Annotated in this window: 13 protein-coding genes and 3 CRISPR repeat arrays (1 of these 16 only partly in view); all 13 genes read right to left on the bottom strand. The window is 29.4% G+C overall.

Annotated elements, in window-relative coordinates; translation table 11 throughout:
* Positions 1 to 643: direct repeats of the CRISPR family, unit length 30 nt; unit sequence ATTTAAATACATCTCATGTTAAGGTTAAAC (it extends 172 nt beyond the left edge of the window).
* 177 nt (positions 644 to 820) lie between these two features.
* Positions 821 to 1,111: a CRISPR-associated endonuclease Cas2 gene (cas2, locus tag I6U48_RS13035; RefSeq protein ID WP_218320904.1), complete on the bottom strand. Its 291-nt coding sequence runs from the start codon at positions 1,109 to 1,111 to the stop codon at positions 821 to 823.
* 1 nt (position 1,112) lies between these two features.
* A complete protein-coding gene (gene cas1b / locus I6U48_RS13030) occupies positions 1,113 to 2,111 on the bottom strand; it encodes a type I-B CRISPR-associated endonuclease Cas1b (RefSeq protein WP_218320903.1) in 999 nt (332 codons plus the stop codon).
* Positions 2,112 to 2,123: 12 nt separating this feature from the next.
* Entirely contained in the window at positions 2,124 to 2,618 is a 495-nt protein-coding gene (locus I6U48_RS13025; protein WP_218320902.1) for a CRISPR-associated protein Cas4, read from the bottom strand.
* Position 2,619: 1 nt separating this feature from the next.
* Positions 2,620 to 5,178 (bottom strand): CRISPR-associated helicase Cas3', encoded by a 2,559-nt coding sequence (gene cas3, locus I6U48_RS13020; RefSeq protein WP_218320901.1) that lies wholly within the window; start codon positions 5,176 to 5,178, stop codon positions 2,620 to 2,622.
* Positions 5,179 to 5,222: 44 nt separating this feature from the next.
* The gene (gene cas5b / locus I6U48_RS13015; RefSeq protein ID WP_218320900.1) at positions 5,223 to 6,005 is read right to left on the bottom strand and encodes a type I-B CRISPR-associated protein Cas5b; all 783 of its coding nucleotides are present in this window, start codon (positions 6,003 to 6,005) and stop codon (positions 5,223 to 5,225) included.
* Between the two features lie 3 nt (positions 6,006 to 6,008).
* Positions 6,009 to 6,962 carry a type I CRISPR-associated protein Cas7 gene (locus I6U48_RS13010; RefSeq protein ID WP_218320899.1) on the bottom strand — a complete coding sequence of 318 codons (954 nt, stop codon included), beginning with the start codon at positions 6,960 to 6,962 and terminating at the stop codon, positions 6,009 to 6,011.
* Positions 6,962 to 8,689 (bottom strand): type I-B CRISPR-associated protein Cas8b/Csh1, encoded by a 1,728-nt coding sequence (gene cas8b, locus I6U48_RS13005; protein WP_218320898.1) that lies wholly within the window; start codon positions 8,687 to 8,689, stop codon positions 6,962 to 6,964. Before cas8b ends, I6U48_RS13010 begins: the two co-directional genes overlap by 1 nt.
* Before the next feature lie 13 nt (positions 8,690 to 8,702).
* The gene (gene cas6, locus I6U48_RS13000; RefSeq protein ID WP_218320897.1) at positions 8,703 to 9,395 is read right to left on the bottom strand and encodes a CRISPR-associated endoribonuclease Cas6; all 693 of its coding nucleotides are present in this window, start codon (positions 9,393 to 9,395) and stop codon (positions 8,703 to 8,705) included.
* Positions 9,396 to 9,607: 212 nt separating this feature from the next.
* On the bottom strand, positions 9,608 to 13,123 hold the full coding sequence (locus I6U48_RS12995; RefSeq protein WP_218320896.1) for an efflux RND transporter permease subunit: 3,516 nt from the start codon (positions 13,121 to 13,123) through the stop codon (positions 9,608 to 9,610).
* Between the two features lie 427 nt (positions 13,124 to 13,550).
* The gene (locus I6U48_RS30330; RefSeq protein ID WP_312890999.1) at positions 13,551 to 13,679 is read right to left on the bottom strand and encodes a hypothetical protein; all 129 of its coding nucleotides are present in this window, start codon (positions 13,677 to 13,679) and stop codon (positions 13,551 to 13,553) included.
* A 247-nt stretch (positions 13,680 to 13,926) separates the two neighbouring features.
* Complete coding sequence (locus tag I6U48_RS29680; RefSeq protein WP_246615329.1) at positions 13,927 to 14,304, bottom strand: AAA family ATPase; 378 nt, start codon at positions 14,302 to 14,304, stop codon at positions 13,927 to 13,929.
* 26 nt (positions 14,305 to 14,330) lie between these two features.
* Entirely contained in the window at positions 14,331 to 14,426 is a 96-nt protein-coding gene (locus tag I6U48_RS30635) for an AAA family ATPase (RefSeq protein WP_446681754.1), read from the bottom strand.
* A gap of 154 nt (positions 14,427 to 14,580) precedes the next feature.
* A CRISPR array of direct repeats spans positions 14,581 to 14,870; the repeat unit is 30 nt; unit sequence ATTTAAATATATCTTATGTTAAGGTTCAAC.
* 177 nt (positions 14,871 to 15,047) lie between these two features.
* Entirely contained in the window at positions 15,048 to 15,896 is an 849-nt protein-coding gene (locus tag I6U48_RS12985) for an Rpn family recombination-promoting nuclease/putative transposase (RefSeq protein WP_218320895.1), read from the bottom strand.
* Between the two features lie 86 nt (positions 15,897 to 15,982).
* A CRISPR array of direct repeats spans positions 15,983 to 16,539; the repeat unit is 30 nt; unit sequence ATTTAAATACATCTCATGTTAAGGTTCAAC.
* Positions 16,540 to 16,758: the final 219 nt, after the last annotated feature.

Below are 16,758 nucleotides of genomic sequence, written 5' to 3'. Positions count from 1 at the left end.
AAATTTAAAACCATTTATACCAGAATTTAAATACATCTCATGTTAAGGTTAAACTTTTGTATTTCACCACCTTCTAGGTTATCTATTTCATTTAAATACATCTCATGTTAAGGTTAAACTCAACCATGTTTCATTATCCATCATTTGTTTAAGTATTTAAATACATCTCATGTTAAGGTTAAACTGTTCTTCTAATGTTCTGCAAATTAATTCTCTCTCTATTTAAATACATCTCATGTTAAGGTTAAACCTCCAGATAAAAAGGTAAAAGCACTCTCACTTGGAATTTAAATACATCTCATGTTAAGGTTAAACAGAGAGACTAAAGTTATCTTTAGAGTATAGCACTTCATTTAAATACATCTCATGTTAAGGTTAAACGTTGATTGCATTTTCACCAACTAAAGCCACATGTATTTAAATACATCTCATGTTAAGGTTAAACCCACTGTGTAGCTACAGCCATTAATTAAATTTTCTAATTTAAATACATCTCATGTTAAGGTTAAACTGTATGACAGACTAGAACTTGAAAGAGAAAAAGCAAATTTAAATACATCTCATGTTAAGGTTAAACAGAAGCAAGAAAAATAGTTAAAAAGTTGCCTTTATAATTTAAATACATCTCATGTTAAGGTTAAACCACTGAAAAATAGCCATTCTCTATTTTTATTATAACCTTGAAGCCCTTGAAAATAAAGAACTTCACAAAGATTTTTCCAAGCGATTTTTGTTTTCTTAAATATCAATAAAAATATAACCTATCCCATTGTATTTCAATGGATACATGTCAATTCACCTTTATTTTCACCCGGAAAAATTACAAAATCAAATCTTCACCTGTAGGATTATCTTTTACTCCAAGTATCTCCTCTCCAAATACATTATCATTAAAAAGTTTAATTATACATATAAAATCTTCCTTGTCATCAATAACCTTATTCAAATCTTTTCTAAGAGATATCAGCTTTGATGGCGTTATCTCTCCTCTAAAAACAGACTTTTGAAAATGAGAAAGATATTTTTTGCAAACCTTAAATACTCTTTGAACTCTTCTTTCTTTCACATCATAAAATAGAAATGCATAATTAAAATTTAAGTTTTTACTCATATTAAATATTCTCCTTAAGATTAAATGGAATAAATTCTTTACCTTCTAAAATAAATTTTATTAATTTATAACAATCAAGCTTTATTGCTGTTCTATAGCTGACTTTTCTCTTTAATTTAGGGTGTGAAAATACAGCTTCTAATCTTTCTTCAAAGGCTTGTATAAATATATTCCTGCCCTCTTCATTTAATAAACAATAGTTAACTTTTTTATCAAAATGTTTATTTACCTGTAATTTTTTGGTATTTACCAATTCAAATATAGTTCTATAGACAACTACAGGCTTAAAGACTTCGCTAATATCCAGGCTTAGAGAAAACCTACCTTCTGAAGGCTCATGCAAAAAACTAATTCTTTGATCTAAGTGAGTTCTATATATAGCGGATATGGTTTTAGTATATAATAAAGTATTTCCAAAGGATATTAATGCATTAATTGGGTTATCTGGAGGTCTTTTTACTCTTTTATTCATTATAAAATCCTCTGGTAAAATATTTTTAAATTCACTATAGAACCTCTGCCATACTTCTCCTTCTGCTGCCATTAATTCCTTTACATCTTTACTTTTCTCCACTCTTTTCCTAAAGTCTTCTTTAATCCAATCAATAGTCTCTTTTACTTCCTTTTTATCGTGTCTATAATAATGATACAAAACTTCACTTATATTTATGCCTATACCTGCCACAATAGCTTTTGCTACCTCTAGTCTTTTACTACTAAAGGCCTCTACTTGTTTAATTAGAAGTTTTCCACTATTATATTGGTTTTTAGGATAAAAACTTCCGCTATATCCCTCGTAATAATTAAAAAAGTGGATAACAATGTTATTAGAAGCTATAAAATCTAGCAGCTTAGTATTTATACTAATTTCATTTAAACAATATATCTCTTTTGTATTTTCTATTGGAATATATACATTCTTTCCATCCTTCCTAAAACATAGAGAATTGTCTTTTCTAGTTAACTCTCCCATAGATGTTATATATCTTGTACTCCCCATACGTTATCCTCCCTATATGTAACAATATTCAAAGTAGGCACATTTTTTACACTTAGGCTTGTTTAATACTTCTGGAATATTTTCTTCTGCAAGTAAAGCTTCAATAGCTTTACTATGCTTATCTAATTGTTCTAGCAGTTCATCATTTAGTTCAAAATATAAAATCTTGTTATTTCCTTTGTTTTTTTCAACAAATTCAAGCTTTCCTCTTCTCTCTATGCCTTTATCTCTTAACACCTTTAGATAATATATTAGCTGCCACTTACAGGCTTCTACATCTGCATCTGACTTTTTTATTTCCACCAAATACTCACTTGTAAGCTTATCAATTTTTATATTATCTATGGAAATTTCACTGTTGCTACTACCTGCACTTTTTTCCTCATGAATTGCCTTTCCTATTTTTACATTCTCACTGTTATCTTCGAGATTAAGTCTGTTCCCATGAAGATAACACTGTCTTTTACAATGAAAATAATAATTTATTAAAGTTCCATTTACTTTCATGTTATATAAAATCCCCTATCCCACTAATAAATTTTTCTTTATCAAGCTTTCCATCTTTAAAATACTTGTCGCCATCTTCAATATAATAAAGTTCTCCAATTCTATCATTATAGGTAAAGTTCTCATTCCATTTTATTTTGTATATGAAGTTATTCATATCCGACCTCACTTTAGATAACTTAACTCTTTTTTCTGCATATTCCATATTAGTATCAGAGAGCAATTCTTTATACTTTTCCCACACTTCCTCTCCATATATCTTTTCTCCCTCTCTTTTTACCAAATCGCTGCTTAGATAAACAGATATTTCCTTTCTATTGTCCGATATTAGCTGCATTCTCTTATCTACTTCTCTAAAATTCAATTTACCAACCTCATCTTGAAAAAAGTTTTCAATATTTAGCCTGTTGACTCCTCCTGTTATATTCTTCAATCTTTCTATAACCACATCATAGAACTTGTCAAAATCTTTTTCTATTAATATCCCCCTTGTGAATTCATGATTTAAGGTAATGTCCTTATTGTTTCTTATATCTTCTCTATAAATAGTTGTAGCTTCATCCAATTTAAAAAAGTAAACTATGCAGCCTGGTTTTTTACAGGATCTATTTATTCTTCCTAAGAACTGTTCCTCACTGTCTAACAATGAAATATTCTTGTATCCTATATCCATATCAATATCTACACCAGCTTCTATAACTTGAGTAGCTACCAATATAATTTCTTCGCTTGTCTTAACTTTTTCCAGTATTCTGTCCCTTTCACTAATGTTATCATCACCAGTCATCAGTTCAATCTGACACAGTATCTCCTCATCATCTTTTAACTTGTTGTAAAATTCATAGGCACTATTTTTATTTATAAACTCTACTAATATTTTCTTATGTAATAAGCCTTTTTCTTTTACATGAATATATAAATCTTCAAATATATCTTCAGAATTCAATAAAGCATAATCTACCTCAACCCTATTCTTAAATATAGGATTTTTAAAATACTTATCTCTATCATCAACAAGTCTTACCGTATTTCCCATGCTTAAAGTAAGCTTATTTAAATCTGGCATAGTGGCAGACATAATTATAAATTTTATATTCAAAAGTTTTGCAAAGCAGGTTAAAAAGGTTATTATTTCTCCCCAAATTAAATTCTTATAGCTCTGCACCTCATCTAAAACAATAATACTATTAGCTAATTGATGTACTGGAAAAACATCTTCTTTTGACACCCCAAAGAAGTATTTAAAAAGCGTTACATGCGTAGTCAAAACCATAGGATAATTTAAAAATTGTCTGTTAAGAAGTGCTTTTTTATAGTACTCTAATTGAACCTTCTCATCTTCATTTTTATAGACCTTTTCATCTAACTTTATTGGATCTATAGAATTTATTACAGCTATTTTATTTAGTATGTCCTTTTCTTTTTCAAAAACCTTTTTTAGAATATTTATATTCTGTTCAACTAATGTATTAAAGGGGTATACATAAAATATTTTATTTTTACTTTTATCCTTTTCCATTAATTTAAAGCTTAAATTAGTAGCTGCATTACTCTTTCCACTGCCAGTAGGTGCTTCTAAGTAAAATATATCCGAGTCTATATTTTTTTCTAAGCTTTTCTCTGTATCTAAGAACATTTCAGTCCTTAATACATTAATATCTGTTATTTTAGAAAATTCTTTCTGTTTGCCATATCTTTCTTCTTCATATTCTCTTATGACCTTATATATTTCTCCTTCTTTATAGGTGCTGTAAAATTCCTCGATATTATTAATAACGCCTATATCCTTTATCTCTACTCCATCCATAAATTCTGAAGTAGCATAAAAATCACAAGCGACAAGCATTGATAACATAAATCTTTCGTATATATACCTGTATACTGAAATATCCTTATTTTTGTTAATATTCCTATCTATTTTATTGAATATTTTTATTATGGTTGAAATTGTTATATTGATTTTTCTTGTATAAGTATATTCAAATAATTCCTTCTGTCCATCATCGACATCTAATAGCTTTTCTCCCTCACCGTCAGCTTTAAATTTTTCTTTAAATTCCTCAAAAGAGGTTAACTGCCCATGATGCCTTGATATAACGTAAGCGTTCATCATCATAAAATCAAGCAGCACATCTCTTTCTTTTCCTTTAAAAGCTTTAACTACAGCAAAATAGTAGTCTATATAAATAACTGACGATAGCATAGAATGGTGAGAGTTTTTATATCTATCAGCCTCTCTTATTTTTAAATTGTTACCTAATCTACTCTTCTGAAAATATGGATTCACCTTTCCCATATCGTGCAATACAAAAGTATTTAGCAGCATTTCCCTAAATAAACTTACTGCTTCTTGTGAAAATCCATCCAAAAATTCTTTTTCCATTTTTTCAAATACACTATATAAACCTTTGTGCTCCATGATTCTAAAAAAGTATTTTATACAAAAATCTATATGAGCTTCTAAAGATTCATTACATTCATCCTTTACGTGAGCATATATGGAGTACTTATTATTAACTAATTCTTTTATTTTAAGTATTGTAATGCCATCAAAATACATATTTTTCTCCTTTTTATATGATTAGAGGAGGGAACTCCCTCCTCTTAAATAAACGTTATATTTTTATCTTCAACCCTATAAGTCTTGACTTCATTGGCTTTTTGTAAAGTATTATTTGTAAATACAAAACTTTTAAATTCATACTTATTAGTTTGTTCTTCTAATCCTACAGGCAATTTTTCTTCATACTTAAAAATGTTTATATCATTATCCTCCAGGTCATCAAACTCATCATATTCAACGAACTGAAAATCATCCTTTAAAAATAAACTATGAATATTATTAAACTCATTTACTTCAGCAACATCTTTTATAAGAGTTACTTTAGTTATATCTGCCAAGTGGTCATTTTTTCCCAGGTAAGGTATGTAAGTAAAGTTCCTTTCTAATAAAGCTTTAGCTAACTTTTTTCCCTCTTCATCTTCAACTGCTACATAGATGTCCCAACTTGGATTTTCAAGCCACTGCTCTTTTACTATTAAATTACCGCCCTGTTCTTTTGAAGCATATCCAACAGAGTTATTAAATACTTGAACTTTTTTAGCTATATTCACTTCGTCAGGTATTATAGCTATCTTTAAACTCTTCAATTTAGAATAAAATTCAGGATACTCAGCTTCTCTTTTTTCTTTAATCTCCTCAAAATCCTTTTTATACCTTTTAAGAAAATCCATCTGATTATAACCCTTATATCCTAATATTGCTCCAAAAATTCCAAGAAGAGCTACCCGGTGAATATTTCCGTAGGTAAAATACAGATAGCTGTTGACCTCTGGCTTTTTGAAAAAAGCAAATCTGCCTCCTAAGTTAAATTTTATAACTTCCATATACTACACCTCTTGCTTTGTAAATATATTATACTTTTTATACTCCTCTATATCTGTATTAATTTCTGTAGTATATGGGTTGTAATATATCTCTACAGCTGAAATCCTGTCTCTTAAAGAATTTACTAGATCTCCGCAATTTAAACTAATTGTATTTTTCTCTTCTCCTTTTTCAAATTCTACATACTGGCATAGATTAGGAAGATATAAATTACTCTCTGTTTCCACAAATAATGCAAATTCGTTTTCGCAGCCCACCTTAGAATTTGTTGCAAAAGATGTTGCTGCACACAGTGAAGCTTCTTTAAATTTTCTATAATCCTCTTCTATATACCCTTCTGTAACTCCTAGTTCTACAAATTCTTTATAGGCTAGCGGATTAACAGTAAATGGATAGAAATAATGTGCCTCATTACTAACAATTTTAGTTCCTAAGGTAGAACTCTTTGCTTCTTCCTGATCTTCTTTCTTGTTTCCCTTATCTGATGCATCTCTAAAAGGAGATAATATTTGCTGCTCCTCTGCATAAGAATCTTCATACCTATTAAACCCTTGTCCTATCTGCACAGCTCCTGTTATTGATATGTTATTTCCTTCCTCTGCAAAAGTAGCCCCAAAATTCTTTACATCTATAGTAGAAAATAAGTTAGTTAACACTTTTTTGCTATCCTTATCTTTCTTCAAATCCTCTTCATTAAAGATATATTCGTATCTTTCCTTAAGAGATCTTGGAATTAGTTCTACTTCTCCCTTTTTTCCTTCAGATAACTTCATTGATTTTATATATAGTACCTTTTCACCTTGATTTTCCCACATTCTTTTTATAGGATATTTAAAGGCCTTATCGCTTCCAAAAACTTCTCCACTGGAAGTAGTTTTTGGGTATCCCGTAAAATCAGCATTCCAGTTTCCCATTATTGATGATATTCCTAAAATTCCATAAACTCTTTTATTCATTATCTTTTGACCTCCTCATCCTTTTCATATAATAAATTGCTATGTAAGTAACCAGCTACAATCATGTCTTCATCAACCTTTTCGCCTGGTTCATAGCACATTATCATTGCATATAGATTTTTAAATCTATAACTATAGCTTTCTATATCATAATTGTACTTTTTATACAATGCTTTCAATTTTTCTTGTATGATTTTATTTCTTTTAGCATTTATAAATGGATTAGCCAAGGAAAGTGGCTTTTTCTTGCCTTTACTTCTTGAGATAAAGAAACTTACTAGCTGTCCTACTGCAAAAAAATACTCTCTGTCACTTTCTATGTTTTTAGTATCTTTTTCTGAAATCTTTCCTCTTAACTTCTCCTTTATATCAGATATAATATAAGCCATGTTTTCCCCTCCTTCAAAATATTCCTTCAAGGAAATTCTTAAATTAAACTGGTCAGCTCCTTTAGTCATATATCCATTCTTTATTGAACCCTTTACCAAACTTAAGGATACCTTATTTAAAAGCTGCCAGATATTTTTATCTACACCTTTATAGAACCAGTTAAATAATGCTGTTCTAGCCATAAAAAGATTGCTTTTTATCACTTCATCATTAATAGATACATCCTTAGATTCAGTAAAGTAGTTTGGTATTAAAAATTTACTAAACAACACTTCATTAGTGAGTCTCTGCATTGAACTAAGAGTTTTATATTTATCATATTCACCTTTTAACTTATCGTAATCAATTCCAAGTATATTTTTGTATTCAAATTTCTTAATAAGTTCTGATTTGTAATTAGTAATTATATCAAAATCATGAATTTCTACTTCTTTTCCTTTTTTGATTCTTAAATATATGCCTTTAAAATCATCCTCTAGGTTTTCACCACTTTTCTTCCCTAATATTTTTTCTCCCATATATATATTAACTTTACCTGCAGCTGCTTGATTCATCAAATAATCAAAGAATTTCTTTTGAAAAAGTACTTCCTCCTGGTCAATGAGATGAGGAACTGTTACTTTTCTAGTCTTGTTTTCTAGATAAGGTTTTTTTGAGTTTAATCCCATATTATCGTTAGGAAGGCCATAGGTTTTATCATTTAAAATTACGTTAAAATCATTACTATTGTATATATTAGGGATAAGATATCTCTCTCCCTCTCTTCTATAATTTTCTTTAGGATAGTCAAAAAATATCTTTAGATAGTCCTTTCCTGAATTGTTTTCTAATATAGTAAAAATATTATTTTTAATCCAAACCCTTATATTATCTAATACTTCTTTATCTACTTTCCCATTCTTCTCTTCTACCATTGAATAAAGTTCACTAGCTTTTTTAGATTTTTTATATTTTGATGATGGGTTCTCTAAGACATTATAATAATTATCAATTATCTCTTTTGTAAGCTTTCCATTAACTAAACTTTCTTTTTTAATAAAGAAGGATAGATAATTATTGCTATGTATTATCTTTTTACTATCCATAGGCTTGTTCATATCTAAAAGTTTACTATTATAATCTGCAAAACAGATAAATGGAATGTATTCGTTTACTCTATCTATATCCTTTGTTTCTTTATTTAGCTTTATATCTATGGTTTCATATACTTCAAAGCCATCATCTGTAGGTTTAACAATTACATAAGTTCCATCAGCAGGTATATAACTATCTAAAATTAACTTATCGCCATTTTGCTCATATTCCTTTTTAAATATTTCTAATGCTTGATTTAACACAAAGCTCACCTCCTTATAGCCATTTATAGTTTACATACCCTGCACCCCTCGCATTCATTTCTAATATTCCAGTCCCTAAACACATATAAGCTAACTCCTGTGAAATTTTTTCATCACTTATATTTATTGATATTTTGTCTCCTAGTATTTTTCTACCTTTATAATTAATGGCTACAGGTTTATGATTTCTAAACTCAATTGAAGTGTATAATTGAAAATTCTCATTTATTTTTGTATCTGTAAGTAAATTATATTTCTTTATTAGATTTTCCTTGAGCCTTCTTTCAAAATCCGTTAACGAAATATTTCCTTTCCAATATCCCCCCTCATTTTTCAAAATAATTGGAGTAATGGAATATATTTTTTCTATATGCTTTTTAGGTATTACTTTAATTTTTGCTGTTAATGCTTTAATAGAGTTATTGAAATGATTTACTAGATCCGTATAAAAAAAGTCAGCTAAATTTTTATCTAAGGTTCTTAATTGTATTGTATATGTCTTTCCTTGCTTATATTTTTTATCCTCCTCAATAGGATAGAAGGAATTAAAGCAGTAGTTTTTATATATATTTTGGTTATGTAATTTCAATAATTCCGGCACTTTTGCCATGCCACTGTCAATAAAAGCAGATATTTTTGTAAAGGTGTCGTTTGAATCAATTTCTTCTAGTAAAAATACTAGAATAGAGATTTCATAGACTTTCATGTAACCCCCTCCTTATCATTATAATAACTTTTTTGTAGTAATTTGTAAATAAAATTTTACCAACCGTTTTTCGATCTTAACAAATATATTTAAAAAAGCACCCTTAGGTCCTAAATTTCAAGACTTAAAAGGCACTTTGTTTTTAACTTCGGATGGTAAAATTGATTTTTCTTTATTTTTAAATTTTGAGATCATATATATCCAAATAATCTTTACTTAGTTCTCCCATTTAATATACTATACATAATAGGTACTATAATTAGGGTTAATATAGTTGAGAACACAAGTCCTCCAATAACTGCAATACCAAGCCCTTGGGATATAAGACTTCCGTGTGAAAATCCCATGGCCAATGGAATTAATGCCGTTACTGTAGATATAGCCGTCATAAGTATTGGTCTTAATCTTACGGAGCCTGCTTCTAGAAGAGATTCTCGTACATCCATGCCCTTTAACCTATTTGTTTTTACTCTATCTAGAAGAACTATAGCATTAGTAACCACTATACCTATAAGCATAAGTATCCCTATCATTCCTGATACTGTCAGCGGCTGATTTGTAATAAATAATGCTGCAATGGCCCCCACACCGGCAAAGGGCAGTGAGAATAAAATTGCAAAAGGAGTTACAGGTTCTCCAAAAGTAATTACCATAATTATATAAACAAGCGTAATAGCTACAAGCATTGCCATTTCCATCTGTGAAAAGCCTTGAGTAATATTTTGATTGCTACCTTGAATGTCATAGGTCACTTCTTTTGGAAGTGATTGCTTTATACTGTCAATTTCGCTGCGAGCTTCTTTTGTAACCTTACTAGTATCACTGATTTTTATATCAGCATCCACTTCTGCATACTGGTTTCCGTTAAGTTCAGCAATTGTTGCGGGACTATCCTGCTCTTCAACAGCAGCTATATCAGAAACTTTAATAATACCTTGTGCGCCCTGTATTTTCAGGTTTTTGATTTCATCTATACTATCTATATCTTGTAAGTTGTATCCAAGCATTACATCAGTAGAAGTTCCACTACCAGAAGTTCCATTGTCTATGGTAGTAATCCGATTAAATCCAAGAAAATTCTTCACAAACCCGGCGGCAGTAGCAGGAGTTATTCCATTATTTGCAGCTTTATTAGGATCAACAGTTATTGATATTTCCGGCCTTTTCTGTGAAATATTATTGGTTACGTTTTTCAAAGTATCCATTTTTTTCAGCTTATCAGTAATTAATCCTGCTGCCTTTGTAATATCGTCCAAATTATTACCATTGATGATTACTCGCACATTATCTGCCTGAGTACCTGTAGTACTTTGAGGAGTTACGATCATGCTTTCTCCATTTTTGTTAAACTCATTACTTTCTTGTATTAGTTCATCAACAGCTTTATTTATATTAATATCTTCTTTTAGTACTACTGTAAAATTTCCTACATTTGAACTTTGGTTAGATAATGCACTACTTCCACTGCTGCTTGTATCTCCTATAATACTTGTAACATACACTACATCATTTCTATTTTTAAGGTATTTTTCATATTTCAAAGCTTCTTCATTTGTTCTGTCTGCAGAAGTTCCAACAGGCATGGTAAGTTTTACATTAATTATATTACTGTTTGATGAAGGCATGAATTGTATGCCTATTTTCTTCAAAAGTACTAAAGATGCTGCTAAGGTTATTAAGCACAACCCTAAAACTATTAGTCTATGGTTTAATACACTATTTAGTACTTTTTTATAGCTTACAGCCATCACTCCTTCTTTTTCAGCGAACTTTACATTCCTGCCATTTAACATAAATTTACTCATAACAGGGACTACTGTTAATGCTACTAAAAGTGAAGCCAGAATGCATATTACAACTGTATATGCAAATGGAATGAATACCTTTCCGATTAAACCTGAAATAAAGCTTAGAGGTAAAAATACTCCTACAGTGGTTATCGTTGATGCAGCGATAGCTGAACCTACTTCATGAGTTGCTTCCTCAATTAGTTCTGTTTTATTTTCGTCCGTACTCTTTGAAAGACTAAGTCTTCTATATATATTTTCTATTACAACAATAGAATCATCGACAATTCTTCCAACTGCAACAGCAATTCCTCCCAGTGACATAGTATTTAAAGTAATACCAAGCCTTGGAAGAAAAATTAATGCTATGAATACCGAAAGAGGTATAGAAATAACTGATATAATTGTAGATTTTAAATTTCGGAGGAACAGGGCAATAACTATCATTGCAAAGACTGCACCAGCAACACCTTCATATATCATACCACTAACTGATTCTTTTACTAATTGCGACGAATCATTTATTTTACTAAACTTTATATCTTTATTATCCTTTACAATATCAGATATTTTCTGATCTACATTCTTTGCCAGCTGCACCGTATTAGCATCATCGGTCTCATAAATATTAAGTACCATTCCTTGATTAAAATTAGATCTGGTAAAATATTTGACCTTCTCATTACTGGTACTGATATCTGCTATGTCCTTTAAAAAAACTATGCTTAACTGAGCATCGTCATCTGAAGAACCATTCGTATTATCAGAACTTAGGCTAGGACTAAAATTGGACTTTGTACCGTCCATATTCATTTGTGATGTTGATGCTCCTTGGCTTAATTGCTTTTCTTCTGCTCCTTGAGCAGTCAAAACCTTCTGAAGGGAATTTGCTGAACTCTGTATAATAGTATTTGCCTGTGTTATAGCAGCATTAGCTTTTGTCTTGTCTGAGGCTGAAGCATTAGGATTTGCCAATATTGCCTGCTGATTAAGTATTATACCCTCTTGCTTTTGTATTACATTTAAAATTGCAATACCTTGAGTATTATTGCCTATCATTTCACCTAAAGTCTTAGTTGTCGTACTCATGCCTTTAGTAAGCTGTCCCATTGACTGCCCCAACTGCCCAACCGCTTCTCCTAATTGACCCATTCCCTGACTAATTTTACTTAAGCTATCTGCCATAATTTTGGAAGCATCAGGAACTACAACGATTGGAATAGATTTAATATTATCAATACTATTTAGATTATTTGTTACTCTTATGGCAAGATCCTTTTGATTTATTTCAGCAGTTCCTATAGGGTATGATATATTATTAGCATTAATATAATTTTGTACTGTTTGAAATGTTATATTATTGTCCTGCATCTTTTGTTCATTCAATTTAATGTATATATTGTTTTCCTCTAAGCCTTTTACATCGACACTGGAAACTCCGGCTACACTGCTTAGCTCTGGTTGAAGAGTGGAATTTACAAAGTTTGTCAGGTCATTAATATTCCTATTGCTTTCTATAGAATAAGTCATAACAGGATAACTGCCCATAGTTACCTTTGAGACATTTGGTTTTTGCACGTTTTCAGGTAAAGTAACGTTATTTATTGCATTTTGAACATCGCTCAATCCCTTATTAATATCTGCAGAATAATCAAATTCTGCTATAACAATAGAAACATTCTCGTTAGAAATTCCTTTAATATCTGTTATTCCCTGTATGCCGGACATAGATTTTTGTATTATCTTTGTAATGCTGTTATCAACATCACCTGGCGCGGCCCCGGGATATATAGTATAAATAGTTACTACAGGTATGCTTATATTGGGCATAGACTCTTCTTTTATACTTGTTGCCGAATATGATCCTCCCACAACTATGAGAATAACGGCTAATAATACAACAAATGCATTTCTTATGGAAAATTTAGTAAAAAATTTCATTCTTACCCTCCTCGTAATCTGATATTGCTTATAACTTAATAAATGGAAAAGTAAAAATTTCTTTATCCAGCATTTTTAGTATTAGTAGTATTAGTAGTAATTCCATAAAATATTCAATCCTCAATTCGGCAAGTAGATTTTTAAACATTTAAAAGTCTATTTATCGTTTATTTTTCATTAGTTTTTTATGCCGATAGGCATTTTTTTGAACTGGTTGATGACTCCTTCAGGAAACTTGGATTTATTTATATGACCGCAAGGACATTTTTTAACTTCTGCTTTTTTTAACTTTAAAATAAAGCCTTTCTTTAAAATTTTACCAACTGTTTTTCAGCTTTAACAAATATATTTAAAAAAGTGCCTTTAAGCATTGAACTTCAACACTTAAAATGCACTTTACTTTTAAAACTACCTGGTAAAAATCAAGTTAATACCACAACCTCTTTTCCTTCATTTCAATGTTTTCATTTATTTCTTTACTTATAATTTTATTTTGAATCAAATCTTCCAGCTCACTTTTAAGCTGCTGCCCACCTTTTGTTATAAGTTTTTTCACTAAGTCATTACTACTGGTGTTTATCCAATAAGGCTGAAGGCCCTCTTCCCAGTTATTAACATAATTTAGAATAGACCATGGATTGTATATTACGTTCTCACCAAATACATAGCCATTATACCAACTTTTTACTTCATCTAATTTAAATTCTACCTTATAATATTTAAATATTTTTCTATTTCCATTTCTGAGAATCCAAAATAACTACTGTATTTGTTCTTTAAAATACTGTATACATTTAAATTATTTAGACCAGATTATATAAAAATTTACTTAGATTTTTAATACCAGCTTCATATTGTGCTTGTGAGGCCTTTTTTAATAGAATATCTTTATAATATATTTTATCCACTTCACTTAATTTCTCTAATACATAATTAAATTTGTCATACTGCTCACTTAGAATATCTTTTATTTTTTCATAACATTTATTAAAATTCTTATCTTTCAAATCTTTAAATGATATATAAATTACAGGGTTTTTTCCTTGCTTCTTCATAATATCTTTATGTTCATATATATTCAATTCTTTAAAAAGAACACTGTTATCTTCCTCAGTTTTTTCAAAGAAATACTTGAGCATACTCATATTTATGGTCTTTCCAAAACGTCTTGGTCTTGGCAATAATAGAACTTTTGAACCATCTTCTACTATCTCTTTTTTATGAGCAAAGTTTTATCTACTAGATAATAATTATCATTTAAAATCTCTTTAAAGTCTGTTACACCAATAGGAATTCTTTTCACCTGACCACTTTCCTTCCTTAATAATTATTTTAACATAAATGCTCTGATCTAAACATTTATAAAATAATGCTACTGCTGATTTTTATAGCAGTAGCATTTAATCTAAATACCCTTAAAAATGATTATTCTGGAGGAATTTTAACAATTGAATACTGTTCAAATACATCTTATGTTAAGGTTCAACATCAGTTGCACCAGTTCCAGCTCCCGTACACCATCTATTTAAATACATCTTATGTTAAGGTTCAACTTCTAACTACTTCTGCAAAGGTTCCTTACAATAAATTTAAATACATCTTATGTTAAGGTTCAACTATACAGGTATCAAAGGATACTTGACTACTTAAATAATTTAAATACATCTTATGTTAAGGTTCAACATATAAAAAGTATTCAAAGAGGCAGTTTTATCTGATTTAAATATATCTTATGTTAAGGTTCAACCACTGTAAAATAGCCATTCTTATTTTTCATTATACCCTCTGAAACATTTAAAATAAAGGCTTTTCTTAAAATTTTACCAACCGTTTTTGGATTTTTAAAAATATATAAAAAAAGTACCCTTAGGTCTTTAATTTCAAGGCTTTAAAGGTACCTTATTTTTAACTGCAGCTGGTAAAATTACTCTTGCTTTATTTTTAAGTCTCTTATAAAATCTACACTTAGCCCTGTCTTTATTGCTATAGTTTCTTCATCTAGCACATCCAATAAATTTTTAGCTATATCTATTTTCCCTTTTTCAATGCCTCTTTCAATACCTTTTTCCTCAGCTGTTCTTAAGGCTGCCTTATAGTCCCTTAATCTTTTTAAATCATTTTCATATAATTCTCTTTCTTCTTTATCAAGATACATTATTTCTAACTTTTCTATAGCTTTTCTTACTATTTCATCTTTTGCTAATTCTTCTGGTATTCTATCTGAGTCTAATTCATAAGCTCTATTTAAAAATGATATCCATCTATCTAATGTATTATTTAATTCTTTAAAGTTCTTTTTAAATTTACCAAGTTCTATAAAATGCATTTCAAACAAATTTGATAGCTCCTTATTACTTTTTTCATTATATACTCTATATACATTATGAAAATCTTCTTCATCTAAATAGTTAAAATCCAATATATTTATAGCTATAGTTTTTCTTAAAAGTTCGAAATCATTTCCACTTTCTATTTGTTCTGAGTATACCTTTGCCCAATAATAAAAGGCCCTTTTATCATAATATCCCTGCTCTGCAAGCTGCATTTCTATATCATACCAAGTGCCTTTTTCATCTACTGCCTTTATATCCAATATTGTCATTTTACCATTTCTATAGTTGGCTATATTATAAGGATTTTTTAGTTCTATATCCTTTATCTTTTCTTCTTCTCTTATTATTGAGTTTATAAATGAAATTAGTATATCCTTATTTTCCGGACTTCCAAATAGCTTTTTAAATGCAAAATCTACTTTTGGGTTTATTCTACACACTTTTATCCCTCCATTTGCTATGTTTCTTAGTTATATAATAGCATATAACTTAATATTATTCCCTAATTGTTACATCCATAATCTACAATTTAAATACATCTCATGTTAAGGTTCAACGAAAATTATATTAATCAATTATCATTAGAATTTATATTTAAATACATCTCATGTTAAGGTTCAACAATCTGCTGGAGAATGTTTTGGTATTGAGTTTATCATTTAAATACATCTCATGTTAAGGTTCAACTACTCTAGCATATTCAAAGGAATCTTCAGAATCAAAATTTAAATACATCTCATGTTAAGGTTCAACAAATTCTCTCAGAAACTGGAGCGTTCCCTGTAATGAATTTAAATACATCTCATGTTAAGGTTCAACCTGGTTGTCTAGTTTCTACATAATCATGTTTTTTTATTTAAATACATCTCATGTTAAGGTTCAACAAAGTATTCCTTATAAAGATTATATAAAATTACAAAAATTTAAATACATCTCATGTTAAGGTTCAACAAGAACTGCATCTCCATTAAATAAATAATGTAAGAAGGATTTAAATACATCTCATGTTAAGGTTCAACTTAGAAATACCAATTTTAGAGGATATATTAGAATATTTAAATACATCTCATGTTAAGGTTCAACCACTGTAAAATAGCCATTCTTATTTTTTATTATACCCTCTAAACCCTTTAAAATAAAGCCTTTCCTTAAAATTTTACCAACTGTTTTTCAGTTTTAACAAATATATTTAAAAAAGCGCCTTTAAGCCTTGAACTTCAACACTTAAAAGGCACTTTACTTTTAGAACTACCTGGTAAAAATCAAGTTAATACTACAACCTCTTTTCCTTCAAAAGCAATA

The sequence above is a fragment of the Clostridium thailandense genome (assembly GCF_019207025.1).
GTDB lineage: Bacteria > Bacillota > Clostridia > Clostridiales > Clostridiaceae > Clostridium_AM > Clostridium_AM thailandense.
Note: the sequence above shows the minus strand (reverse complement) of the source record. Positions and strands in the feature narration are given on the sequence as shown.